At 66.4% G+C, this 23,312-nt stretch carries 21 protein-coding genes and 4 pseudogenes; 10 read left to right on the top strand and 15 right to left on the bottom strand.

The genetic code is table 11. The annotated features are described in order from the left end of the window. Positions 1-143: 143 nt before the first annotated feature. The gene (locus L6444_RS17850) at positions 144-797 is read right to left on the bottom strand and encodes a CAAX protease (protein WP_236976280.1); all 654 of its coding nucleotides are present in this window, start codon (positions 795-797) and stop codon (positions 144-146) included. Between the two features lie 282 nt (positions 798-1,079). Between L6444_RS17850 and L6444_RS17845 the strand changes: the two genes are divergently transcribed. Beyond that, positions 1,080-2,381 carry a UBA domain-containing protein gene (locus L6444_RS17845; RefSeq protein WP_236976278.1) on the top strand — a complete coding sequence of 434 codons (1,302 nt, stop codon included), beginning with the start codon at positions 1,080-1,082 and terminating at the stop codon, positions 2,379-2,381. Positions 2,382-2,595: 214 nt separating this feature from the next. After that, positions 2,596-3,108, top strand: a complete 513-nt coding sequence (locus L6444_RS17840; protein ID WP_236976275.1) for a hypothetical protein — start codon at positions 2,596-2,598, stop codon at positions 3,106-3,108. 602 nt (positions 3,109-3,710) lie between these two features. Here L6444_RS17840 and L6444_RS17835 read toward each other — a convergent pair. Both L6444_RS17835 and L6444_RS17830 read right to left on the bottom strand, forming a co-directional pair. Further along, positions 3,711-5,242: pseudogene (locus L6444_RS17835) on the bottom strand (rolling circle replication-associated protein). A 269-nt stretch (positions 5,243-5,511) separates the two neighbouring features. After that, on the bottom strand, positions 5,512-5,829 hold the full coding sequence (locus tag L6444_RS17830) for a DUF732 domain-containing protein (RefSeq protein ID WP_236976271.1): 318 nt from the start codon (positions 5,827-5,829) through the stop codon (positions 5,512-5,514). 200 nt (positions 5,830-6,029) lie between these two features. Here L6444_RS17830 and L6444_RS17825 point away from each other — a divergent pair, with 200 nt between their 5' ends. The 4 genes from L6444_RS17825 (at position 6,030) to L6444_RS17810 (ending at position 8,695) form a co-directional block, all read left to right on the top strand. Next, positions 6,030-6,323, top strand: coding sequence for a putative quinol monooxygenase (locus L6444_RS17825; RefSeq protein ID WP_236976269.1), 294 nt, complete (start codon positions 6,030-6,032; stop codon positions 6,321-6,323). 16 nt (positions 6,324-6,339) lie between these two features. Next, a complete protein-coding gene (locus tag L6444_RS17820) occupies positions 6,340-6,630 on the top strand; it encodes a hypothetical protein (protein ID WP_236976265.1) in 291 nt (96 codons plus the stop codon). 322 nt (positions 6,631-6,952) lie between these two features. Then, positions 6,953-7,876, top strand: a complete 924-nt coding sequence (locus L6444_RS17815; protein ID WP_236976264.1) for a hypothetical protein — start codon at positions 6,953-6,955, stop codon at positions 7,874-7,876. 36 nt (positions 7,877-7,912) lie between these two features. After that, complete coding sequence (locus tag L6444_RS17810; protein ID WP_236976262.1) at positions 7,913-8,695, top strand: sulfite exporter TauE/SafE family protein; 783 nt, start codon at positions 7,913-7,915, stop codon at positions 8,693-8,695. A gap of 4 nt (positions 8,696-8,699) precedes the next feature. Here L6444_RS17810 and L6444_RS17805 read toward each other — a convergent pair whose 3' ends face one another. Next, positions 8,700-9,806: a glutamate--cysteine ligase 2 gene (locus L6444_RS17805; RefSeq protein ID WP_236976261.1), complete on the bottom strand. Its 1,107-nt coding sequence runs from the start codon at positions 9,804-9,806 to the stop codon at positions 8,700-8,702. Between the two features lie 145 nt (positions 9,807-9,951). Here L6444_RS17805 and L6444_RS17800 point away from each other — a divergent pair, with 145 nt between their 5' ends. Next, on the top strand, positions 9,952-10,614 hold the full coding sequence (locus L6444_RS17800) for a TetR/AcrR family transcriptional regulator (RefSeq protein WP_236976260.1): 663 nt from the start codon (positions 9,952-9,954) through the stop codon (positions 10,612-10,614). A gap of 22 nt (positions 10,615-10,636) precedes the next feature. Here the strand turns inward: L6444_RS17800 and L6444_RS17795 are convergent, their stop codons facing one another. Next, positions 10,637-11,062, bottom strand: a complete 426-nt coding sequence (locus tag L6444_RS17795; protein WP_236976259.1) for an anti-sigma factor antagonist — start codon at positions 11,060-11,062, stop codon at positions 10,637-10,639. Between the two features lie 159 nt (positions 11,063-11,221). Here L6444_RS17795 and L6444_RS17790 point away from each other — a divergent pair, with 159 nt between their 5' ends. Beyond that, complete coding sequence (locus L6444_RS17790; protein WP_236976257.1) at positions 11,222-11,815, top strand: TetR/AcrR family transcriptional regulator; 594 nt, start codon at positions 11,222-11,224, stop codon at positions 11,813-11,815. Position 11,816: 1 nt separating this feature from the next. Here the strand turns inward: L6444_RS17790 and L6444_RS17785 are convergent, their stop codons facing one another. After that, positions 11,817-12,476, bottom strand: coding sequence for a DedA family protein (locus L6444_RS17785; protein ID WP_236976256.1), 660 nt, complete (start codon positions 12,474-12,476; stop codon positions 11,817-11,819). A gap of 108 nt (positions 12,477-12,584) precedes the next feature. Here L6444_RS17785 and L6444_RS17780 point away from each other — a divergent pair, with 108 nt between their 5' ends. Then, a complete protein-coding gene (locus L6444_RS17780) occupies positions 12,585-14,237 on the top strand; it encodes an acyl-CoA synthetase (RefSeq protein WP_236976255.1) in 1,653 nt (550 codons plus the stop codon). On the opposite strand, the gene L6444_RS17775 is transcribed toward L6444_RS17780, so the two are convergent. From L6444_RS17775 to L6444_RS17770, 3 genes and pseudogenes are all read right to left on the bottom strand, one after another. Further along, positions 14,221-15,012 (bottom strand): polysaccharide deacetylase family protein, encoded by a 792-nt coding sequence (locus tag L6444_RS17775; RefSeq protein WP_236976254.1) that lies wholly within the window; start codon positions 15,010-15,012, stop codon positions 14,221-14,223. The two genes, L6444_RS17780 and L6444_RS17775, sit on opposite strands and share 17 nt — an antisense overlap. A 120-nt stretch (positions 15,013-15,132) precedes the next feature. Further along, positions 15,133-15,558: pseudogene (locus tag L6444_RS31205) on the bottom strand (hypothetical protein); the annotation flags it as partial. Positions 15,559-15,702: 144 nt separating this feature from the next. Further along, positions 15,703-16,971: pseudogene (locus L6444_RS17770) on the bottom strand (PPE domain-containing protein); the annotation flags it as partial. A gap of 212 nt (positions 16,972-17,183) precedes the next feature. Between L6444_RS17770 and L6444_RS17765 the strand changes: the two are divergent. Next, a complete protein-coding gene (locus L6444_RS17765; protein WP_236976248.1) occupies positions 17,184-17,948 on the top strand; it encodes an IclR family transcriptional regulator in 765 nt (254 codons plus the stop codon). On the opposite strand, the gene L6444_RS17760 is transcribed toward L6444_RS17765, so the two are convergent. From L6444_RS17760 to L6444_RS30710, 6 genes and pseudogenes are all read right to left on the bottom strand, one after another. Next, positions 17,936-18,658: a class II aldolase/adducin family protein gene (locus L6444_RS17760; protein WP_255730666.1), complete on the bottom strand. Its 723-nt coding sequence runs from the start codon at positions 18,656-18,658 to the stop codon at positions 17,936-17,938. The genes L6444_RS17765 and L6444_RS17760 overlap by 13 nt on opposite strands. Further along, positions 18,651-19,436 carry a 3-(cis-5,6-dihydroxycyclohexa-1,3-dien-1-yl)propanoate dehydrogenase gene (gene hcaB, locus L6444_RS17755; protein WP_236976245.1) on the bottom strand — a complete coding sequence of 262 codons (786 nt, stop codon included), beginning with the start codon at positions 19,434-19,436 and terminating at the stop codon, positions 18,651-18,653. The genes L6444_RS17760 and hcaB overlap by 8 nt, the downstream gene beginning before the upstream one ends. Then, positions 19,433-19,666 carry a dihydrodiol dehydrogenase gene (locus tag L6444_RS17750; protein ID WP_236976243.1) on the bottom strand — a complete coding sequence of 78 codons (234 nt, stop codon included), beginning with the start codon at positions 19,664-19,666 and terminating at the stop codon, positions 19,433-19,435. The genes hcaB and L6444_RS17750 overlap by 4 nt, the downstream gene beginning before the upstream one ends. After that, positions 19,663-20,181: a 3-phenylpropionate/cinnamic acid dioxygenase subunit beta gene (locus tag L6444_RS17745; protein ID WP_236976241.1), complete on the bottom strand. Its 519-nt coding sequence runs from the start codon at positions 20,179-20,181 to the stop codon at positions 19,663-19,665. Before L6444_RS17745 ends, L6444_RS17750 begins: the two co-directional genes overlap by 4 nt. Then, complete coding sequence (locus L6444_RS17740) at positions 20,178-21,461, bottom strand: aromatic ring-hydroxylating dioxygenase subunit alpha (RefSeq protein ID WP_236984230.1); 1,284 nt, start codon at positions 21,459-21,461, stop codon at positions 20,178-20,180. Before L6444_RS17740 ends, L6444_RS17745 begins: the two co-directional genes overlap by 4 nt. A gap of 113 nt (positions 21,462-21,574) precedes the next feature. After that, a pseudogene (locus L6444_RS30710) lies at positions 21,575-23,255 on the bottom strand (PE family protein). Positions 23,256-23,312: the final 57 nt, after the last annotated feature.

The following is a 23,312-nucleotide window of genomic DNA, read 5'->3' as shown; positions in this document are numbered from 1 at the left end:
CATGTTTTCGTACACCGTCACCCTATGGTCGGGTACCGACAGAAAATTACATCGATGTAATTCGCTGCGCGTCGCTTGCGTCCAGGGCTGCAAGTGGGGATTGTTCTTCGCTTTGGTGGTACTGCGTTGCACATCGGTAAGGGCTACGGCCGGTTCCGGATGATTTGTTCGACGGTGCTTGTCGCATCGATGTGCCGAGCGAGCTCCGGCGAGACATATCTGGCGTGACCGCGAATTCGGCGGACGATCTCGCGCCCGGAACGCACAGTCGCCGGCTCGTGGTGCGCTACCCGATTGCGAGCCTTCAACAGGTCGCTCAAGCCGTTGTGTAGTTGCGCGCGGCGAGTTCCGCTGGGGTAAGCGTGTGCCAGGTGCGGTAGCCAGACGAGAGGTTCGTGCCGACGTGCGGTCAGGAAGACCCAAAACCCGAACATTAGCTCGGCGATCACCTTGCCTGCCGGCGCTCCGGTCCCGCCAGCATTATCACGTGCGATGGCGATGTCCTGATGTGTTCGCGCGTTCCCCGCTACATTCCTCGGGAATAGCTGAGCTGCCGAAGCGCTGTCGAGCCAGTGGCTGTCGCCGGCCGCGACCGCCCCCATCAGCGCGGCGTCGTACATGTTTCGCAGTCCGACCTCCAAGTGGGCGAAATCGTGGAGCAGGGCAGCGTTCAGGCTGGTGCTCCATTCGTACAGCGCCAGGGCGCGTGGCCTGTGGTGGCCGGCCATTCTCAAGTACGTTGCGAACCGCTCGGAGCTCAACCAGTTCTCGACCCAAGGCCCGTACGGCACCGCCACGCAGGCAGTCATATCACGGCGTTGGTGGTCGACACGGCCGCCATGTAGACTGTTCTATACAAAGGCCAGAGTGGCATCCCTCGGATGTTCTGGTTGAGATTCCAGAAGAGCCCGGTATTCGACCCTCGCGGTCGACCCGGGTTCTTTGTTTCTAATGCGGTGATCAGGTGTCGCCGGCGAGCGGTTACGAGACTTCACCGTAATCGTCCGATACTCGGATGATTACCGGGGCAAACCCACAGCTAAGAGCTGGTAACGAAGTGCCGCATCTACGATCAGGATGTGGCCAGGCTTGGTGGATTCCCGCAGAATCGACCGTTCGATCCCGACGCCTTGTACGAATCCACGACGAGTACTTCTGGCTTCGGAGTAGCGCGGACGTCGCTGCCGCCGGGACCCGAACGTGACGCGGTCATCAACGAGATGCTGGAAGCGCTCCGGGCACAGGCTGATGCCCTGACCGCGCTAATCGACGAGCTCCGCGACCTGATGGCTGGTCGGGACCTCACCCAGCTCGTCAACTCGGTGGTAGTACCGGCCATGATGGTCGCCTTTACCGGTGCGGAGAGCCTCGCCGACGGGGATGCCACATCGACGTGGGCGGCCAAGGTTGAGTACCTGGTGGGTGTCGCACTGTCCGTGGATCCCGCCGGCGACGCGGACACCCCGCACGAGGTAACGCAACGTGTGGGGCAACTGATCAGCGACATCTTCGATGCCGACCAAGCACGCATGATCACCGCGTCCCTCGCGAACGCCGACGCCGACGACGGAGACCGTGAACTTCTACTGCAGCAGCTGAGGTTGGAGTACCAGGCAGACAGGATGCCCGGCTACGCGGTACATCTCGAACAGATCGACGCCGAGGTATTCGGACGACATCGCGACTACTACATAACCGGACTCGGCTTCGACCCCGCGGACGTGATTCGGGCTACTCGGCGGCACATCCGATCGGAGAACCAGGCGTTCAGGTCGGCGCTCGACGCAGTGACCGCCGCACTGAACAGCGGCGCGCGAAACCCCGCGGTCGGGGAAGCGATGCGGAAGGCATTCGACGGGATAACGCTGTGGGACCCCAACGAAGTAGCGGCCAGCACCGGCATTGCCGTGGAGCAGATCACCGCGATGCTGGACTTCTTCTCAACGGAGTACGGCTGCCAACCGGAGTTCCGCGAGCCCGGAGACCAGAACCGGGCGCGCACCCATCCCTGCATCAAGCTCGACGACGGGAAATACTTCGTTCCGGACCCATGGTCGCTGTCGGACGCAATCCACCAGCGTCTCGCCGTGGAACCCAAGCGCGACGGCTTCGACCCGCAGAAGTACTACAAGCACCGCCAGGACGCGCACGAACGCTTGGTCGCCGGCGCGTTAGAGAGGGTGTTCGGGACTGGGAACGTCCACTCGACACAGCACTACGCACTCGCTTCCGGAGACCGGGGAGAGATCGATTCCCTCGTCTCCGCCGAGTGGCCGCTGGTAGTCGAGGCGAAGGCGATCGCACTGACCGAATCTGGTCGGCGCGGCGCCCCCCGGCCGAGTCGACACAAAGGTCAAGGAGATCCTCGGCAAGGCACTTGACCAGACCGATCGCGCCCTGACTTACATCCTCGATGAGAGCGGCCGGTCGTTCGCACCCACTGAAAACGGGCGGGCGGTCGAGCGGCTTCCGGGCGACATATCCGGCGGCACCGCGGTCATCGTCACGTTCGAGCGCATTGACCCGTTTGCTTCTGGCGGGCTGGCAGTGGCCGGCGACGTCAAACACCCGACCTGGGTCTTATCCCTCACGGACATGCTGATGGTCGCCGACATACTCACAGACCCGGCAGCGTTTCATCACTACGCGCGAACGCGGGCAGACATGCACTCCGCGGAGGCATCGGCAGCCGCCGAAGCCGACGCCCTCGGCGCCTACCTCCTCGATCGCCTCAGCATCCTGAACAACGCGGCGGCCGAGGACGGTACACGCATCCTCATCGGATATTCGTGCGAGGCGCTTAACGACTTTTACACCCGGCAAGAAGCTGGGCTGGCGGCACACAAGCCCACGACGGGTGTGCCAGACGAGGTCATCAGCGCATTGGCGAACGCGCTCAGGCAGCCGGGATGGGTGACGTGTGTCGACGCGGTGATGGCGGCGCACTCGTCCGTCTGGCCCAAGTGGAATCGGTTCCGACGCAAACACCGGCGCGGTGGGACATTCACCCTCAACGGCCAGGTATCTCTCGTCTCCATTGCAAGAATGGACTCACCTCTTGAGCATGGGGACGACTCGATCAACCTCAACATCCCTGCTCCACGCTGAACTCATCTACGCCCGGTTGATTCGGACGTTGGGAAAGCGCTGGCACGGGACTGTCGCGCATCGACATCCTCGACGCGTTGCGTCCGGATCGTTTGGCAGGTTCGCGGATGCCGTCCTTAATCAGCATCAGTAACGCGTTCGGCCCCAGCGGATTTCAGCAGCTCATCTCGTGCTTCATGGAGCCTATCCAGAGCGCTCTTTAGGTCCAGAGCGGCGTCGGCCAATTGGGAGCGGGATGCGGGATCGCCGTGTGAAGCAAGGCTCGCGGTGGCCGATGTGAGCGCCCTAACGTGGCGCAAGACATCAACGGTGTAACGAGCGGTCTGCATCGTGGTGGCACCCCCGGGCCGCTGGAGATGGTCTCTCATGAGACCCAGCCAGTCATCGATCGTGTATCGATCGAAGTTGTACATCGCGTTGAGCAACCAGCGTTGCCAGGCCGGTGGGCGTCGCGATGATGTCCGGAGCAGGACCGGAGGAGTGACCATGGTCGCAACTGTAAGACGCGGAACTGGCTTATGCGACGGCCAAGCGAAATAATCTGCCGGGCGAAGAAATTAAGGTGGAAGTCGTGGGAAGTGTTGAGGTTGCCAGGCTTTCACTCACGGGCGGGCCGCCGACAATGCCGCGGCAAGATTAGAGGCAAAGGCCGGACCGTCATTCACTAGCGCGTATCCGCCGGCGAGGCCGCCTTGGTTGCAGAAGGCTTGCCGTCGTCGCACCCTACGATGCGCCACGACGCCGGTTTCACGGTCGACGCGCGGAACCAGGCGCGTGGCTGTGCGGGGCACGACGGCAGTCGGGAAGCTGCTGGCCGAATCGCCGTACACCGCCTGGCTGCGTGACCATCGCCGCACAATCCGCCGAGCAGCCAGGTACGCATCCTGGGCGACTTCGACGACAGCAATGGCCTTCTTGAGTCCGTACACACCCCAGAACCGTCCGGGGCCGCGTCCGGGACGCCGCCACAGTTCGGGCACGATGTGCTGGTATTCCTTGTCGCCGTGTAGATTTGGTGATGAATGCTTGGTGAAGTAGATGGCCAACCGCTTGGGGTCGCAGGCTTTCAGCCCGTTGCGCACGTCGATGGCGGTTCCGGCGAGCCGATGGCGAGCTTTCTGAACCGGGTCGGGGTGGTCAACGACCAGAGCCCACGCTTCGGACAGCCACTGGGAGAAGCTACGCCCAGAGCGACCGGGTGACATCGGAGGTGCCATCCACAGGTGAATGTGGGGTGCGCCGCGCCGCTGAAATTCCAATTTCCAGATGTAGCGAGCCGGTTCGCCATACTCTCGTTGAAATCGTTTGCGCCACAATACCATATGGCGCTTCACGCTCGCCCCGTCCGGGGCGACGACCTCCCAGTCGCCGGGGTAGGTAAGCGTGATCATGGCCGGGATGCGGCCGCACTCGACGAGTGGGCTGTAGTCGAGTTCGGCGAAGGTGCGGCACATCGCCGACCGTGATTTGCGGGACCACTCAGTGATGACAGCGCCAGCGCCGCGGTAATCGGCCGCCGAAATGCTCCGTCGTGTCGAAGACACGACGGTCTGATCACGGTCCCCAGCTGTGAGTGCGACGTCATTTCTGACGTGCAGCTTCGCGTCGTCAACGTCACGTTGGTGATGACCGACGGCCCGTTCTGCTGTTTTCTCGACCCGGACAGGATTGGTCCACCCGAGTCGTACGACGCCAGGACCGACGGTGATGCGAAACCGTCCGGATTCAGGTTCGGTGCCGCGACGCCCGGGACCACAAGCCCACGGTGCCGCCGGTTCGAACAGCGCCGCAGCCGCGGTGACCATCTCGGGGCTCGGGAACCGTAGCCCCAATGCGTCGACCGCCCGTAGGTCGCCGGTCGCGATCCCGTCCAGCAACGGGTCGCGGACATTTTCGGCACATATAACAAGCCCGCCGGTCGTGACCGGGTTGAATTGAAGCCGGCGCCCCGGTTGGCGTCCGGCCGACCACTGTCGCTCTCGCGCCCTGCGGCCTCGGCGGCCTCGGGCGCTCGCGACCTCCCGTCAAACGGGGCACCGGCAGAACCGTGCCGTAACGACGCTTGTTGTGATGCCGATCCCACGCCGGGCGTCGACGGCGTCGGTGCGGCGGCTGATGGCGCGATGCTGGGCATCGGGATGCCTGCTCCCCGGAGCCGCCAAGGCCGCCCACAACGCGCGCGGCAACCCGGAAGCTCCTGGTTGGGAGTGCAAGCACCGTGTCCGGTTTATGTCCGTTCGCCGGACGGACTGGATACGTCAGCGCAGCTCAATGCGGCGCATACGACACACAGACGCAGATAATCCGCAGGCCAGTGGGTATTCTTTCCGCTTCACACGCGGAAGGTCGCTGGTTCGATCCCAGCCGGGACCACCCTCGTAACCCGTTGCAGCGCGCCCGGCGTTACCAGTTGCAGTAATTCGCCCGGGCAATGTCGATCATCGACGAGACTTGGCCGAACGTGACGCCCCTGCCGTCCAGGTTCGCGTGCACCTCTTGGGCGATCCGGTCCGGCGACCAGCCCCAGTACAGGTCGTCGCAGATCAAATGACCCATCCCGACGACGGCATTGTCGTGTTCGGGTCCCCACGCGAAACCGGCAGCGCGAAGCTGAGCAAGGTACGCGTCGTCAACCGGGGAGGCGCCGGCCGTCGCGGTGCCGCTGAACACGGCAGCCGCGACCAGAATGGGCAGTCCCAGCATCCAGCGCGGTAGTGGCATCTGACGCGGTTCCTTTCGGCGCGTGGTCGCTGACGGCGTCAGTCTGTGTGTTCGAAGCGGCATCCGCATGACGTAAGGCGAAATCCAGACGAACAAAATTCAAAGAATGACGTGGCGCCGACGCCGGTTGACGATGCCGGCCTGGCGCGAAGTACGATCCCGCTCGGCGCCGCTCGTCGGCGGCAGAAGGGGAGGCGACGATGTCGGTCACGGTGATTCTCGAGTTGCGATTCAAGCCCGAGTCGGTATCGGCGGGCCGCGAGCTGATGGGCCGCGCCCTGCAGGACACCCGCGCGTTCGGAGGAAATCTGCAGACCGACGTGTGGATCGACGAGGACGACGAGGCGCACTGGCTGATCTACGAAGTCTGGGAGTCGGTGGATCACGACGAGGCGTACCGCCGTTTCCGGGCCGGCGAGGGCCGTCTGACGCAGCTTCCTCCGCTGCTGGCGGCGCCGCCGGTCAAGACCCGGTACACGGCCAGCGACGTGTAGCGGAAGGCGGCCGGCGATGAGCTTCTCCGAAGGAATCGGAACGCTGAAACTCGAATGCCCGCAAACCCATCCCGTCGGCCGGATCCTGCGCGAGAGCGCGCATCAGTCGGTCCAGTACGACCCCGGGGCTGCGGTTGGGCCACGCCGGTTCTGGCCGGGCGACGGCGAGCACGTGCAGTTCGTCGCGCACTGCAGGTTCTGCGACCGGCCGGTCGGCGACGCCACCGCGACCCTGCAGGCCAAATTCACCGAGCTCCTCGGCGACGTCTCCGAAACCTATCGGACCACCACACTGCCGTACCTCTAGAAACTATTGCAGGTGCACACTCTGGTCGCGCATATTGAGTTCATATCAATCGCCTATCCAAGACCATTGTTGCGATTCCTGGTTTTCGCCGCGAAACATCGAATCATCAAGGTGCACAAGGGTATTAGCGCGGTTGTGATTTGTCGGTGATTGGCGTTGCCGGCAATCCGAACCTTTACTCGGCACTTGTCCAATACCCTCTGGTTGGATTCGCCCATGCTGATATCGCTGAATCCTTATTGATTTCGTAGGGTTCTTGAGGAAACGTCTACAAACACGCACGTAACGCGTTTTTCAAGGTCCCTACTAGCACGGAGTTCTGATGACGCTAACCCGCAGGCACCCGCTGGGCGTCCTCGTCGCGGTTGTGGCCGGCCTCGCCGCTGTCACTTCTCTCGGCGTGTTCGCACCACGGGCTCAGGCCTTCTACGTCAAGTACCACGAGACCATTACGCGCAATGCTCTGCCCGGCGACCAGGTCAGTCAGCTGGCGGTCAACCAGATCCTCATCGGCCCGCCGCCCGGCGGTGGCGCGATGGGCAGTGACGCCTACGCCACCGACGAGTTCCGCCACCTGGACAACTCGATCAACCCGGTCGACATCTGCAACCGGGCGAAGCAGGCCTGGGACACCTTCTCGCCCATAGTCCTGAGCGGATCGGTGCTCAACGGCAACACCGAGGCCGACGGGCCCGGCGCCCGGGCCGCGTTCGGCGCCCTGCTGCACACCCAACAGGACTTCTACGCGCACTCCAACTGGGTCGACGAGAATGTCGCGATCGGCCAACTGGACCGGATCGCCCCGCAGATCTTCCCGACCTGCAACCCGGCCGACTTCCCCGCCGACCTGCACACCGGCTACTACAGCATCGACTTCGCGCAGCAGTTCCCCTTGGAGGGCTGCCCGGCCGGCGGGCCGCCGCCCGGCTTCCAGGAGTGCCACAGCACTTTGAACAAGGACGGCCCACACACCCCGCGCGGCGCCCAGCTGGTCCCGGGCACCAACATGACGATGTATGACCTCGCGGCCAAGCTGGCCACCCAGGCCAGCACCACCCTCTACACCCAGGTGCGCGACTGGGTCGCCGACACCAACGGCCAGAACGCCGCGGTGCAGCTGTTTCCAGCAGGGCGGCCCGCTGCCGTCTTTGAAGAACCTGCCCAACCTGCCGCAGATCCCCTACACCGGCAGCTGAACGACCAAGTCAGCGGCTGCTCGGGCCGACAACGCCTGAGCGGCCGCTGATTTCGGCTCTACGGCCCGCTCGTCTAGGGTTTCCCGGTGTCGGTTTCCCACATGGTGCTGATCGGGCTGGCCGGTCTGGGTGCCGGTGCGATCAACGCGCTCGTTGGCTCAGGCACCTTGATCACCTTCCCGACGCTGGTCGCGCTCGGCTATCCGCCGGTCACGGCCACCATGTCCAACGCCGTCGGTCTGGTCGCCGGGGGAGTGTCGGGCACCTGGGGATACCGCGCCGAACTGCGCGGCCAGGGGGACCGGCTGCGCTGGCAGATCCCCGCATCGCTGACCGGCGCCATGCTGGGCGCCTACCTGCTGCTGCACCTGCCCGAGAATGTGTTCACCCGGATCGTGCCAGTGCTGCTGATCTCGGCGCTGATCCTGGTGGTGCTCGGCCCGCGGATCCAGTCCTGGTCGAGCCGACGGGCCCAGCAGGCCGGACGTTCGGCGCATCACGTCAGCCCCGCGCGGATGGCGACGCTGGTGGTGGGCACCTTCGCGGTCGGCGTCTACGGCGGCTATTTCACTGCAGCGCAAGGCATTCTGCTGGTCGGCGTGATGGGTGCGCTGCTCCCCGAATCCGTACAGCGTATGAACGCCGCCAAGAACCTGCTCACGCTGATGGTGAATATCGTTGCCGCGGTTGGCTACACGCTGGTCGCCTGGGATCGCATCAGCTGGCCGGTCGCCGGTTTGATCGCGGTGGGTTCGCTGATCGGCGGATTGTTCGGGGCCCGCTACGGACGTCGGCTCTCGCCAAACGCGTTGCGCGCCAGCATCGTGGTGGTCGGGCTGATCGGCCTGTACCGGCTGCTCACCCTGTGAAGATTCAGCTGACGGTGGTGGCGGTGGCCTGCTCGACGACGTCCATCACCTCTTGGCGACGGCGCCAGGCCCGCAGCTGCCGCATCGCCCCGTTGCCGTCCCTGCTCAGCCGGTCGAGCTCGTCGACAACCTGGCCGTAAGCGTCCAACGCATCCAGCGCCGGACGCACGCGTCGCACCAGCGCGGCCAACTGATCGCGGGTCGGCACGGCGCCCTGACCGGCCACCAAATCCAGTGTGTTGCCGTCCAATCCGTCGTGTGCGGCCTTCCAGTACGCGGCCCGCAACACCCCCGGCGGCGGTTGCACGACGGCGCGGTCACGCTCGTCGACGGCCGTCATCACCGCGGCCCGGATCAAGGTGGCCAGCAACACCGTCTCGGCGACCGTGGCCGGCACGTCGGCGACGCGGACCTCGACGGTCGGGAAGTCCGCTGACGGTCGTACGTCCCAATAGACCATGCCGGCATCCAGCAGCACCCCGGAGTCGACGAACATCCGCACCGTGCGGTCGTAGTCGTCGGGCGAGTCGAAGTACGGCGGTGCACCGGCCACCGGCCAGCGCCGCCACAGCACGCTGCGCCAGCTCGCGTAGCCGGTGTCGGCGTTACGGTAGATCGCCGAATTCGCCGACAAAGCAAGCAATGTCGGCAACCACGGTCGCAGCCAGTTGCCGGCGTGGACGGCCGCCGCCCGGTCGGGCACCTGCACGTGCACATGGCACCCGCAGATACCCTGCTCGTGCGCGACCATCCCGAATCGCTCGCCGATCCGCCGGTACCGCGGGGTGTCGGTGACCGGGAATTCGTGCGGGGTGACCGGCGGCAGACCCAGTGCGAGCAACCGGACCCCGGCAGCTTCGGCTGCCTCAGCCGCGGTGCGGCGCAACCTGGTGAGCTGCTCCCGCAGTTCCCCGGCGGAGTCGACGACGGGCGAGGTGGTCTCGACCTGGCAGCTACTCAGCTCGAGCTGCAATTCGACTCCGCGGCGTTCGGCCTCGACGGCCACCGCCCGGTTCCGCGGCGCCGGCTCGCCGGTGTCCGGGTCGACGAGCAGGAATTCCTCCTCCACACCCACAGTCGGGAGGTTGTCCGAGGGGCGTCCAGAGCTCATGCCCGCAAGCTACCCGGGCAACGGCGGCACAAACCTGCCGGGCAGCGCCGAGCCGAATTACTTTGACTATCTTTGCGATTTCCCTGTAGGAAGCCGTGCACTTCGGGACAATTGCCAGGATGCGCAAGGAAGGAGCGATCTGACGGTGTCGAGTCCCCGCCTGCACCACCACGACTACGTCCTGGATTCCGCCGAGGACTTGGTCGCCCAGGACGGTATCGAAGCCGTGACGATTCGCGCGCTCACCAAAGTCACCGGTGTGTCCAACGGCGGGATCTACCGGGCATTCGAGTCGCGTGGAGGATTGCTCGGCCGCGTGTGGATACGCGCGGAACGCCGCTTCCTGGACCTGCTGACGAGCCTGGTCGACGAGGCCAGGGACGCACCCGGCAGTGCGCCGATCGATGCGGTACATGCCGCTGCGGAGACTTCGCTGCTGTACCCGAAGATGTTTCCGGGATCCTCTGCTTGCCTGATGACCGTTCGGCGCGCCGACGTGGTGAGTCAGCCGATGCCGCCTGCGGTCGCCGAACAGTTGCGGGCGCTGGATAACGAACTCGCCGCCGTGATGGCGAAGCTGGCCGAAAACCTCTGGGGGCGAAGCGATGTCAGCGCCGTCGACTTGATCGCCACCTGCATCATCGACCTGCCCAAGTGGATCGGGCTGCGCGGGCACCAACACGGCATGCCGGTGGTGCGTAACTACCTGCGCGCGGCGGTGCGATCCGTGCTCGAGGTGGGGCCGCCGCCGGCGGAGGCTGGCCACGAACTGGTTGCGAACGGCGCGCGCTGCGGTGGGGCGGCTTGATCGCCTACTGCAGCCGGACTGGCTAGCGGCCAGTCAGGGCGGCGTCCACCGACGGGTAGATCGGTAGCAGCGAATCCAGCCCGCAGGCCTGCACAATTCGCGCGACGATCGGCGCGCGGCTCACCAGGCGCAGCTCGACACCGCGCTCGTGGCACTGTTCGGCGGCCTCGACCAGCACCGCGTACGCGCAACAGGCCATGAAGTCGACCTCGGTGACGTCGACGACGAACGGACCCGGCGCAGTGGCGGTGGTGGCCGCTTCGGTCACCAGGCGGTGCCAGGTGCGCTCGTTGCAGGCGTCGATCTCGCCGCCGGCGTGGATCACTACGGCCTGACCGCTGCGGTCGGTGGTCGCGCGCAGCGTGCTGCGCGGATCTCCGAGTTCGCACACCAGCCGTGTGCTCAAGGTCAGGTGAGTGGAAAAGGTTTCTGCAATAGCCAGGCTCATCGTGCACTCCTAATCGACTGGCGCCGGAATTAGCGCCGCGATGGATTGCCCGTCCTGCGGTCTGAAGACAGACAGAAGATCGCCCTGTGGATCTCAGTTGTATAACAAGACAGGGCGGTCTGTCTATACGTCGGAGCTGTGATTACGCTGAGACAAGTTATGCCATCCCTCGACGCCACGGGTCCTTCCGTGCCTGCCATCCCCGCCCGCGAACGCATACTGGGCGCCGCCTACGAGTTGTTCAGCCGACGCGGCATTCGCGCGGTGGGCACCGACGAAGTCATCGAGCGTGCCGGGGTCGCCAAAGCCACCCTCTACCGCCACTTCGCGACGAAGAACGCGCTGGTACTGGCGGTATTGGAGCGTCGCGAACAACTCTGGACCCACGGCCTGGTCGAGGAGCAGTCGGCGCTGCGGGGCAGCACGGCCGAAGATCAGTTGCTGGCCATCTTCGACGTCCTGCACGACTGGTTCCAGAACCGCGACGGCTACGAGGGGTGCTCCTTCATCAACGTGCTGCTGGAGTTGGGCCCCGATCACCCCGCCGGGCAGGCCAGCGTCGCCCACATCGACAACGTCCGGGCGATCGTACGGGAGCGCGCGGCGGCCGCCGGACTCCGGGATTTGGAGGATTTCGCCTGGTCGTGGCAGATCCTGATGAAGGGGGCCATCATCCTCGCCGCCGTCGGCGACGCACAGGCGGCCCGTCGTGCCCAGGCGATGGCCAGCGACCTGATCGAACGGCACCGGTGAATCAGGACGCCGCGGCAGCGTCCGTCTTGCGCTGGTGTTCTTCCTCGAGTTCGGCGATGGCGCGCGAGGTACGCTCGCGCATCAGGATCGCGGCGGTAACGCCGCAGATCAGGGCGATAACCAGCGCGACCCAGGAAAACCGCGACATGTACTTCTCGGCGGCCTCGCCGGCGAAGTAGACCAGCGCGGTGGTGCCGCCGGCCCAGCAGATGCCGCCGGAGACGTTGGCCGCCAGGAAGCGGGGATAGGGCATTTTCAGCGCGCCGGCCAGCGGGCCGGCGAAGATGCGCAACAGCGCGATGAACCGGCCGAAGAACACCGCGCGTACCCCCCACCGGTTGAAGGTGCGTTCGGCCAACATCACGTGCCCGGGTCCGAAGTGCTTGGGGAAGCGGCGCCCGAGCCGGTCGAACAGCGGCATCCCGAACCGGCGGCCTATCGAATAGCCGATCGAGTCGCCGATGACCGCGCCGATCACCGCGGCGGCGCCGACACCGATCGGGTTGACCGCCAGTTCGTGGTGCGACGACATCAGCGCGGCGGTGACCAGGACGATCTCCCCAGGTAACGGGATGCCCAGGCTCTCCAACCCGACCACACCACCGACCACCAGATAGACCGCGAGCGGTGGTATCGAATCCAGCAGGGCGTGGGCATCCATGGGTAAAGGATGCCTGACCGGCGGTAGTTCCGTCGGCGCAACGGGATCAAAGTTTGTGCTGCCGATACCCTCGCAGACGTCGCGACCTCACACGGCGCAGGAGATGCCATGGAATTCAACCTCGCCCAAGTGTTTTCGGCGGTGGCGGCCGCCAACCCGGACCGCGTGGCAATCGTGTTCGGCGACCGGCGTTTAACCTTCGCCCAGACCGACGAACGCGCCCGCCGTTTCGCCCGGGCGCTGCACGGCTGGGGATTGGGCGCACACCGGGAACGTCGCCAGTTGGCCCCGCACGAATCCGGCCAGAGCCACCTCGGCATCTACCTGGCCAACTGCAACGAGTTCCTGGAGGCGATGATCGGTGCCTACCAGGCCCGGGTGGCGCCGTTCAACGTGAACTACCGCTACGTCGCCGACGAACTGGTCTACCTGATCGGCAACGCGGGCGCCGACGCCCTGCTTTACCAGGCACGTTTTGCGCCGACGCTCGCCGACGCACTGACCGCGATGCACCGACGGCCGCGGCTGATCCACGTCGACGACGAATCCGGCCACGACCCGCTACCGGGCGCGGTGCGCTACGAGGAACTGCTGGCATCGGTCTCCGACGAGCCGCTGACCGACGTGGTGCCGTCTCCGGACGACCTGTACATGCTCTACACCGGCGGAACCACCGGCCTGCCCAAGGCGGTGCTGTGGCGTCAGCACGACATCTACATGAATGCCATGGGCGGACGCACCTTCGGTTCGGGCGAATCGGTGGCCAGTCTCGCCGAGATCGTGGAGCGGTCCCGGCCGGACGGACCCGGCTCGATGACGGCGGCACCGCTGATGCACGGCGCGGCGCAGTGGGCGGCATTCGTCAACCTGTGTGGCGGGCGGCCGTTCGTAATGGCCCCGACGACCACCCACCTCGATCCGGCCGAAGTCTGGACGATCGCGAGCCGCGAACGGGTGGTGTCGTTGTCGATCGTCGGCGACGCCTTCGGCCGGCCGCTGCTCGACGAACTCGAAGCCGGTTCCTACGACCTGTCCGGCCTGTGGGTGCTGGTCACCGGCGGGGCCGCGCTGAGCGCACCCCTCAAGCAGCGGTTCGTGGAGTTGCTACCGCAGTTGACCATCCTGGACGCGGGCGGGTCCTCGGAGTCCGGCGCACAGATGGGCCAGGTTTCCAGTCGCAACCAGAGCGGGTCGGGACGGTTCGCGCCGAATCCGGGCGCGGTGGTCGTCAGCGAGGATCTGACGCGGATCCTGACCCCCGGCGACGACGAGATCGGCTGGCTGGCCCAGCAGGGCCCGATCCCGCTGGGGTACCTCGGCGACCCGCAGAAGACGGCGCGCACCTTTCCCGTCATCGAGGGGATCCGGCACTCGGTGCCCGGTGATCGGGCGCGCTGGGCAGCCGACGGGGGAATCGAACTGCTGGGCCGGGATTCGGTCACCATCAACTCCGGCGGCGAGAAGATTTTCGCCGAGGAGGTCGAGGCCGCGATTCACGAGCACCCGGCCGTGTATGACGTCGTCGTCACCGGCCGCCCCAGCGAGCGGTGGGGCAGCGAGGTCGTCGCACTGGTGCAGCCGGCAGCCGACGCGCAGACCGACCGAAAAGCGTTGGCCGACAGCATCATCGCCGAGGCGTCCCGGCATATCGCCCGCTACAAGCTGCCCAAAGAGGTGATCTTCTGCACCGAGGTGCAGCGCTCACCGTCCGGTAAGGCCGACTACCGGTGGGCTAAACAGCAAGTCACGCAGAACCTTTGACGTTCTGACGCGGGTTCTGGGGTCGCAGGAAGACGTCGTTGAGCGTCACGGTGTGCAACCCGCGGGACCGGATGATGTCGACCAGTTGCCCGTAAACGTGGGTGACCGGAGGATGATTGAGGTGGCCGATCACGATGTTCTGGGCGACGAAGCTCCGATACGCCATCCTGACGATGTCGGCCTCGGGCAGCAGTGCCGAATCCCGCAGGTCGCCCGACCACAGCGTCGGAGCCCGGTAGCCCAGGTCGGCGGCAACCGCGTCGACCATCGCGTTGTGCCGGCCGTAGGGAGGCCGGTAGTACGGCGTGGCGTCCACGCCGTAGGTATTCCGCAGGAAGGCATCGGTGCTCTTGAGTTCTTCTGCGACCTGGCTTTTCGACAGCGTGGTCAGGTCAGGGTGTGTCCAGGTGTGGTTGCCCAGCTGGATCTGACCCGAATCGACGAGCGGTCGCAGCAGCGCGGCGTTCTCCGTCCACGACCGGTAGCTGGCGGTGACGAAATAGGTCAGGCGCACGCCGGTGTCTTTGGCGAACTGGGTGTAGAGCCGCACCACCTCGGAGTTGGAACCGTCATCGACGGTCCACGCCAGCAGATTGCCGTTGCCGGGCAACGTTTTCACTGCGCCGCCGCCGGGCAACTCGACACGCGATCCGGGGTCCGGGGACGGTGACAGCGGCCGCAGATCGGCACGGGCCTGCGGGTACCGGGAGAGTCCGCCGACCGCCACCGTTGCCGCCAACGCAATGAGGAGTCGCCGCCGGTCGAACTCGCCCACGTGACTTCTCCTGAATCTGCGGCAGATTGCTGATCAGGCTAAGGCCGGTACGGCGGCGCTCGGCGAAGGCTCGTGCAGTGTCGCCGGACTCTATATGAAGCTGTGATGTTCGGGCACAGGCTAATTGAAGAATCCGGACTGGTCGTCGCCGTTGTTCCAGCCGCCCGAGCTGCCGCTGCCCGAAACGTTCACGCCCGAGCTGTAGACGCCAGGGTTGGATATCCCGGCGACGTGGTCGCCGGAGTTGAAGAAACCCGCGCTGCCGAGCCCGGTGTTGTTGAAGCCCGCGAGGCCTCTGCCGTCGGTGTTGAAGAAACCCGATGTCTGGCCGTCCGAAGCCGTCGACACATTGTAGAAGCCGGACGTGGCGCTGCCCGTGTTGAAGAAACCGGACACATAGGTGCCGGAGGTACCGAAACCCGAACTGACCGCCCCTACCGGAGTGTCCGAGTGGCCGATTCCGGTAATGAAGTTGCCGGAGTTGAATATTCCGGTATTGACGCTGCCCGAATTGAACATCCCCGTGTCGAAGTAGCCCGAGTTGAAGAAGCCGGTGTTGTTGCCGAGGTAGGAGTAGTAGTCCCCGAAGTAACCACTGTTGAACGCGCCGGTGCTGCCGGATGTGGAGTTCCCGAACCCGACGTTGCCGAAGAACGCATTTCCGGCGCCCATATTTTGACTGCCGGCGTTACCGCTGCCGAAGTTGTAGTCACCGCCGTTGCTGAAGCCGGTGTTCACCGACCCCGCGTTCCAGAAGCCGGTGTTGGTGCTGCCGGCGTTTCCGAAACCGTGGTTGCCGTTTCCGGAGTTGAAGAAGCCAACGTTGTTGTCGCCCGAATTGAAGAAGCCAATGTTGTTGTTGCCCGTGTTGCCGAACCCGAAGTTTCCTACGCCCGTATTGAGCGCACCGATACCTACCTGGTTGTCGCCGGTGAGCCCGAAGCCGACGTTGTTGTTGCCGTGATTGCCGAAGCCGACGTTCCACAGCCCTTTGTTGCCGAACCCGACATTGTTATCGCCGGTGTTGCCGCTACCCAGGTTGAACGAGCCGGTATTGCCGCTGCCGAAATTGGTGTTGCCGAGATTTCCGAACCCTCGGTTGTTGTCGCCCCAGTTTCCGCTGCCGAGGTTGCCGTTGTTGGAGGAACCGGAGAACTGGTCCCAGTGCCCGTTGCCGCTGCCGAAGTTGAGGTTGCCGACATTCCCGTTGCCCAGGTTGGTGAAGCCGGCGTTGCCGCTGCCGAAGTTCAGGTTGCCCCAGTTGCCGCTGCCCAGGTTGGCATTACCGAGGTTTCCGCTGCCCAGGTTCGCGTTGCCGTCGTTGCCGCTGCCGAAGTTGGCATTGCCCCAGTTGCCGCTGCCGAAATTCTGGTTGCCGAGGTTTCCGATGCCCAGATTCCAGGCGCCGGTGTTGCCGATGCTGGTGTTCAAGGTGGCCAGGCCGGCCAGCGCGTCCTGCCAGGAGGTCAGGGCCGTCGCCGCCGCCGACGCCCCGCCGTGATAGCCGACCAGCGCCGCCACGTCGGCGGCCCAGAACTGCTCGTAGATGCTCTCCGCTGCGGCGATCGCCGGTGCGTTCTGGCCGAACAGGTTCGACACCACCAGCTGCACAAACGCATTGCGGTTGGCGGCCACCGCCAGCGGATGAATCGTCGCCTGCTGCGCCGCCTCGAAGGCGCTCGCCACGGCCTCGGCCTGGCCGGCCGCTCCCGCCGCGCGAGCCGCCGCGGCACTGAGAAAACTCGTGTACGGCGCCGCCGCGTTGGACATGGCGGCCGCTGCCTGCCCCTGCCACGCCTGCCCCAGTCCCGAGGTCACCGACGCAAAGGACTCGGCGGCGGTGCCCAGCTCGTCGGCCAGACCCGACCAGGCGGCGGCGGCAGCCAGCATCGGCGCTGAACCGGCGCCCACGAACATCCGCAGCGAGTTGACTTCCGGAGGCAGCGTGAAGAAACTCATGGCTCAGTCCTTTCGAGGTTGCCATCAGCCGCCTGTTCGGCCGGACGCAAAAGCGCGCCGCGTTGCCTACCAGTCATGATTCCCCGACCACCCGGCAACGCGACGCTGCGCAAACGGTAGCCGGGTTTTGCGGACAATATGCCGTTTTGACGAGAACTGTTGCAGTGGCCACCATGTCGGGCACCCCGCAGCTCGGGCGATAGGCTCGACGAATGCGGAATGAGCCGCCGCAGTACCCGATCGAGTCGGTGGACAACGCGCTGAAGCTGCTGTTGCTGCTGGGTGAGCAACCGCAGATCCGGCTCAGCGAGGCGACCCGGTACCTGGGGGTGGCCTCGTCCACCGCCCACCGACTGCTGGCGATGCTGGCATATCGCGGATTCGTCCGTCAGGACCCAGCCACCAAGGCGTACCTGCCCGGCCCGGCGCTGACCAGCGTGGCCTTCGCCATTTTCGGGCGGATCGACATTCAGCGGGCCGCGCTGCCGGTGATGCGGGAGCTAAGCGAGCGGTTGGGGGAGTCCATCCACGTCGGGATGCTCGATGGTGCCGAGGTGCGTTTCGTGGCGGCGATCGAGGGGCCCAGGGCGGTGCGGGTGGCCTCCCGGCTGGGCCGCACCATGGCGGCGCACTGTACCTCGACGGGCAAGGTGCTGTTGGCTCAGCTACCGGAAACTGAACTGCGCCAATTGCTTCCGGACGAGTCGTTGGCCACCATCACTTCTCGGTCGATCGGCAGCCGCAGCCGGCTGGAAGCCGAGCTGTCCCGCATCCGCGCGCAGGGTTACGCCACCAACCGCGAGGAGAGCGAGGAAGGCGTCGCCTCGGTTGCGGTGCCGATACCGACGCGGGCTCCGGGGCTGCTGCTGGCGCTGAATGCCGCGGCGCCGCAGAACCGGTTGCCGGCCAAGCAATATCCGGCAGTGGCGGCCGCACTTGTCAAGGCCGCCAAGCAGATCGGCGATCAGCTCGGTTGATCGCGCAACCGTGCGACCTCGTGCCGCCAGGCTGATTCGACGTTGAAACCGGAGCCCAGGTCCGGCAAGTCGTCCCAGTCCTCGTCGGCGATATCGTGCAGGGTTCCGCCGGCGGCGCGCACCCGCAGCGACATGCGGGCGAGTTCGTTGAGGCCGATCGCCTGCAGCACGGCCTCTTCGACGGTGCCGGCGGTGCTGGTGATGCCGTGTCCGCGGCAGATCACCACCGAGGCGTCGCCCATCGCCGTCACCATCTGCCGGCCCAGGCGCGCATTGCGGATCAGTACTGCGCGTTCGTACACGGGGACGCCGCCACGGGCCAGTCGGGCGCCCGGGATGTCGTACGCCCCGTAGATGGGGCGCAGGGTGATGCCGGCCAGGTCCGCGGCCACCACCTCCGGCGGGTGCAGGTGCGCGACGGCCCGATGCCGCGGGTCGGCCCGCATCGTCTCGGTGTGGATCGGCAGTTCGTTGGGCACCCGGTAGCCGTCGAGTTCGCCTGCGGCACCGGGGTTTCCGTCGAAGGTCACCAGCCGGATGTCGTCGGGCCGGGTGTAGGCCACTCCGGTGTCGGTGTCGCTGCGGCACCGGATCAGCAGCCGCTCGTCGTCCACCCGCAGGCTCAGATGCCCCAGCATGCCGTCGACCAGGCCGCGGGCCGCTGCGACCCGGCAGGCCTGGGCGAGCAACGAGCGCTGCTGTTCAAGCAAGCCGGAAACCCCCGTCGGGGTGCACGGTCTCGCCGGTGACGCCGCGGGACCGGTCGGAGGCCAGGAACACATAACTCCACGCGTGATCCTCGCCGGACAGTGCGACATGCAGCGGGGTGCGGGCGGCCAGATCGGTTGCGCGATCCGGAGAGTCGTCCAGGCGCACCTCGTCGAGGCCCAGACTGGCCAGCCCGCGCAGGTCGGTGTTCAAGGTTCCGCCGGGTGCGACGCCATTGACCCGCACTTGCGGCGCCAGTTCGTACGCCAGCGCCGTCACCAGCCCGCGCACCGCGAACTTGGACGACACGTACAGCACGCCGCCGCGACCCGGATAGTAGGCGGACGTGGACTCGGTCAGCACGATCGAGGGTCCCGTTCCTTCGCGCAACCGGGGCAGCGCCGCCTGGACCGACTGCAGGTGGCTGAGCACGTTGGTGCGGAACATCTCGTCGAACGCGGGGGACAGCGCCGCGGAGCCGATGTCGGAGAGCTTGCGGTAGAAGTCGAACACCCCGACGCAGTTCACCAGGGTGTCCAGGCCGCCGTAGCGGTCCACCGTCGCGGCAACAGCACGCTCGTTGGCCTCGCGGGTGACGGCGTCACCCTCGATCACCGCAACGTCGGGAAGCTCCTCGCGCAGCCGTGCGCACTTGTCCCGATCACGTTCCAGCACAGCAATTTCCGCGCCCTCGGCAAGGAACGCGTCGAGCACCGCCCGGCCGATTCCGGAGCCCGCCCCCACGACCAGGGCGCGCTTTGCCTCGAGCCAGCCGGTCATGGTTGCGGGTCGTCCGGCAACAACGGGGTCTGCGCGCTTCCCACCATGGCCGCCAGCGTACGGGGATTTTGCCAGGTCAATGCCTCGACTTCTAGGGCGTCCAGGGTGATCTGCCGCCCACTTCGCGGCGCGATGATCAGCAGCCGCGACCCATTGCGGGTGTCCACCCGCTGCACCGTCACCTCGGTGAATTCGTTTGCGACGGTGATGGGCTCGCCGACCGGGTTCACAGGAACACCGCCAGGTTCTGCATCCGCAGCACCGACTCGTCGGCAAAGATGTTGCGGCGGGCCAGCTTCCAGCCGTGATCGCACCGCCGCAGCACATCCTTGCGGCCGCAGGACAACAATGCGCTCTCGTTGACGTCGCCGCGGCTGCGGAACAGCAGTTCGGCGGATTCGACGAGCAACTCGGTGGGATCGTCGCATTCGAAGGTTCGCACGTTGGTGATGAAGTGCCGCAGCCGCGACGGCGGGTCCTCGGCCCAGGCGTGCTCGGTGCCCATCCGCGCCACCCGGTGACTCAGCGAGTACTTGTCTTCGTCGAAATGGTCCATCCCGGGCGAGGTGTCGAATCCGGCGCCGCGCGCGGTGGTGACCCGCACCGGCATCACGTAGCGGATGTCGTCGGTCATGGTGTCCAGCCACGCCTCGTACTGCTGGGCATCCAGCAGGTAGGCCTCGTCGACCAGGAACTGGTGCGCCTCCAGGTGGCGAATATCGTTGAACGGCAACGGCTTCTTCATGCCGACTCCAGTTGCTGCGCCCACAGTTTGAGCAGCTCGCGTTGGTTGTATTCGTTGTAGCCGACCTGCGCGCGTCCGGGCCCGTGGAAGGACTCCGGCGACAGTTCGGCGATGACGGGGCTGTCGTCTTCGAGCAGGCCCATCCGGCTGTTGAGCAGCAACCGACGGGCCATCGCGCCGCCCGCGGTGGTGGTCAGCGAGACCCAGTTCTCCACGTCGTCCTGCTCGAACATGCCGGTGGACCCGAAGCACATCAGATACGCCTTGTAGGAGTCCTTTTTGAACTGCTCGGGTGCCGCGGCGTCCACCGCGAACCACGAGTACACCTCGGTTTCGTTCTCGCTGATCGGTTGCCACTGCCGGATCGAGATGAACGGCAGCACCTGGTCGCTGCCGGGCAGTTTCGGCCAGTTGTGCACGAAGCTCAGATTGGGAAAGCAGGTGGCCGCCGAGAACATGAAGCCGTCGTCGGCGACCACCTGTTGCTGACGTGGCGACCAGACCTGTTTGATCCGGTCGATCATCTCGTCGGGGTAGCCGACGTAGCGCATGCGTTCCTCGAAGCCGCCCGGCGGCAGCTTGTAGGTGGTGCCGCCGCCGCGGTGCGCCCAGTAGGTGGCGCCGTCTTTGCGTTTCTGCGCCTTGGGTTCCCGGAACAGCCCGATCTCGACGATCGAGGCGTGGGTGTGCGGGGTGTGGTACATGTCGCCGGAGAAGTTCTCGGCGCCGATCTTCCAGTTCGCCTTGATCCGCCACCGTTGCGGCCCACGCACTTCCAGGCCCCGGTCGCTCTGCTTGCTGTAAAAATCCAGATAGAACGCGAAGTCGCCGAGGAAGTCGGTCAGCGGCGGGGCCTGCGCATCGAGGCTGACGAACATCAGCCCGTTGTAGGTCGCGAAACTCGGTGCGGGCAATAGAGATTGGCCCTTAGCGAAGCCGGCGTCGCCGCCGTAGGCCTCGCGGTGGAACGGCAGACCGGTGAGCCGGCCGTCGTTGCGGTAGGTCCAACCGTGATACGGGCAGCGGAAATTGGAGGCGTTGCCCATTTCGGCACGGCACACCTGCATGCCGCGGTGCAGGCACATATTGAACAGGGCGCGGATCCGGCCGTGCGAGTCGCGGGTGATGATGAACGAATCGTCAAGTACCCGGCGCACCACGTAGTCGCCGTCGTGCGGGATCTCCGATTCGTGCCCGACGAACATCCAGGCACGGCTGAACAACCGTTCCTTCTCCAGCGCGAAGATCTCTTTGTCGTTGTAGATGTGCGCGGGGATCATGCCGCGGCGGACATGTTCGAACACGGCTGTCACCGCGACCCCCTTCTGTCTGCTCTACAGAGAATATCTCCGAACAGTAGAGAAGTGAGAACCGTGCCGCTTGGCCGGACAGGTCAGCCGTTGGCTCCGGTTGCGCCCTGGGCGCCGAAGCTGCCCACATCGCCGGGATCGCCGGACGCTCCGGGGGTCTTGGCCGCGCTAAGTGAACCCGTTGCGGCGCCACCCGCGGCTGCTGCGCCCGGGCTCCCCGCCGCGCCCCGTGACCACCGATCCCGCCCGTCCCGCCGGAGCCACTGGCGCCCGCGTAGCCCAGCAGACCGCCGGCTCCCGCGCTTCCGGCCGCGCCGCCGTTGCCGCCGACCCCGCCGGTGCCGCCGTCGCCTCCGGTGCCACCGTCGCCGCCGACGCCGCCGTTGGCAATGAGAGGAGTGGCATTGCCGGTCACGGCGGCGCCGCCACCGGCACCGCCAACGCCGCCGGTACCGCCGCTGCCGCCGACCCCGCCTACACCACCGATGCCACCGTTTCCTGCGTCGCCGCCGATACCCACGAGGAACCCGCCGCGGCCACCGTTACCGCCGTCGCCGCCGAGACCGCCGGTCGCGCCAGCGCCGCCCGTCCCCCGGTGCCGCCGGTGCCACCGTTGCCGCCGGTCGCGACCCCATTCGCGAACTGGTTGTTGAAGCTGACGCTCGCGGCGCCTCCCGCACCGCCGCCGCCGCCCGCCGCGCCCGTGCCACCGCTCCCACCGACGCCGCCGGCGCCGCCCTGGCCGCCCGCGCCGCCGTTGCCGAACAGCAGGCCGGCATTCCCGCCGGAACCGCCGTGACCGCCGACACCGCCCGCATTGAGCGCCGAGGCGTCGGCGCCGGAGCCGCCCATGCCCCCGTCGCCGCCGCGGCCGCCCGTCCCGGAGTAATTCTGGACGTTGTTGCCGGAGGAGGTGGCGCTGCCGCCGCTGCCCCCCGCGCCGCCGGTCTGCCCCAGCGTCCCGTCTGTGCCGGTGCCGCCGCCGGTGCCGGTGACACCCGTGGTGCCGGTGGCGTTGGTGCCCGCGGTGCCGGCGGCCGCCGTTCCGCCGCCGGGCGTGGTGACGCCCGTCCCGGCCAGCCCGGTACCGCCCTGGCCGCCCGCGCCGCCGTTGCCGAACAGCAGGCCGCCGCCCCCGCTTCCGCCGGTTCCCGCCAAGCCACCGTTGAAGCCCGCCATCGCCGCGCCGCCGTTTCCGCCGGTGCCGCCGTTGCCGTAGAGCCAGCCGGCGGTACCCCCGGCGCCACCGGCTGCGCCGTAGCCGCCGTTGCCCCCGCGGCCGCCGTTGCCGATCAGCCCGGCGTTGCCGCCGCGACCGCCGGCCAGCCCGGAAGCGCCGGTCTGGGTGTAGCCGGTGCCGCCGTTGCCCCACAACAGGCCGCCGTTGCCGCCGTTGGGATTGGCGGCGGTGCCGTTGGTGCCGTCACCGACGAGCAGGACGCCGAACAGTTCGAAGTGGGGGTTGGCGATCAGGCCGGCCAGGTTGGTGGCCTCGGCGCTGGCGTAGGACGACGCGCTCGTCGACAGGGTCTGCAGGAACTGGTTGTGGAAGGCCGCGGCCTGGCTGCTGACCGCCTGGAAGGACTGCGCGTGGGCATTGAACAGCGCCGCGATGGCCTCCGATATCTCGTCGGCACCGGCCGCGGCGACCGACGTCGTCGCACCCCCTACAGCCGACCTGGCTGCGTCGATCGACGAGGCGATGTTGCCCAAATCCCCGACTGCCGCGTTCACCAACTCCGGAGCGGCGACTACATATGACATCGCGATTCCAATCCCTGTGTTTGCCGGCGAGGCGGAATTTAGCATCGGCCGCTCCCG

The organism is Mycobacterium kiyosense, from assembly GCA_021654635.1.
Lineage (GTDB): Bacteria > Actinomycetota > Actinomycetes > Mycobacteriales > Mycobacteriaceae > Mycobacterium > Mycobacterium kiyosense.
Note: the sequence above shows the minus strand (reverse complement) of the source record. Positions and strands in the feature narration are given on the sequence as shown.

What these genes read in the sequence shown, in the direction of transcription:
- L6444_RS17840 (WP_236976275.1), top strand. Translation starts at nt 2,596, where the DNA reads ATGCTGATGGTCGCCGACATACTCACAGACCCGGCAGCGTTTCATCAC.
- L6444_RS17830 (WP_236976271.1), bottom strand. Translation starts at nt 5,829, where the DNA reads ATGCCACTACCGCGCTGGATGCTGGGACTGCCCATTCTGGTCGCGGCT.
- L6444_RS17825 (WP_236976269.1), top strand. Translation starts at nt 6,030, where the DNA reads ATGTCGGTCACGGTGATTCTCGAGTTGCGATTCAAGCCCGAGTCGGTA.
- L6444_RS17820 (WP_236976265.1), top strand. Translation starts at nt 6,340, where the DNA reads ATGAGCTTCTCCGAAGGAATCGGAACGCTGAAACTCGAATGCCCGCAA.
- L6444_RS17815 (WP_236976264.1), top strand. Translation starts at nt 6,953, where the DNA reads ATGACGCTAACCCGCAGGCACCCGCTGGGCGTCCTCGTCGCGGTTGTG.
- L6444_RS17805 (WP_236976261.1), bottom strand. Translation starts at nt 9,806, where the DNA reads ATGAGCTCTGGACGCCCCTCGGACAACCTCCCGACTGTGGGTGTGGAG.
- L6444_RS17795 (WP_236976259.1), bottom strand. Translation starts at nt 11,062, where the DNA reads ATGAGCCTGGCTATTGCAGAAACCTTTTCCACTCACCTGACCTTGAGC.
- L6444_RS17790 (WP_236976257.1), top strand. Translation starts at nt 11,222, where the DNA reads ATGCCATCCCTCGACGCCACGGGTCCTTCCGTGCCTGCCATCCCCGCC.
- L6444_RS17785 (WP_236976256.1), bottom strand. Translation starts at nt 12,476, where the DNA reads ATGGATGCCCACGCCCTGCTGGATTCGATACCACCGCTCGCGGTCTAT.
- L6444_RS17780 (WP_236976255.1), top strand. Translation starts at nt 12,585, where the DNA reads ATGGAATTCAACCTCGCCCAAGTGTTTTCGGCGGTGGCGGCCGCCAAC.
- L6444_RS17765 (WP_236976248.1), top strand. Translation starts at nt 17,184, where the DNA reads ATGCGGAATGAGCCGCCGCAGTACCCGATCGAGTCGGTGGACAACGCG.
- hcaB (WP_236976245.1), bottom strand. Translation starts at nt 19,436, where the DNA reads ATGACCGGCTGGCTCGAGGCAAAGCGCGCCCTGGTCGTGGGGGCGGGC.
- L6444_RS17745 (WP_236976241.1), bottom strand. Translation starts at nt 20,181, where the DNA reads ATGAAGAAGCCGTTGCCGTTCAACGATATTCGCCACCTGGAGGCGCAC.
- L6444_RS17740 (WP_236984230.1), bottom strand. Translation starts at nt 21,461, where the DNA reads ATGATCCCCGCGCACATCTACAACGACAAAGAGATCTTCGCGCTGGAG.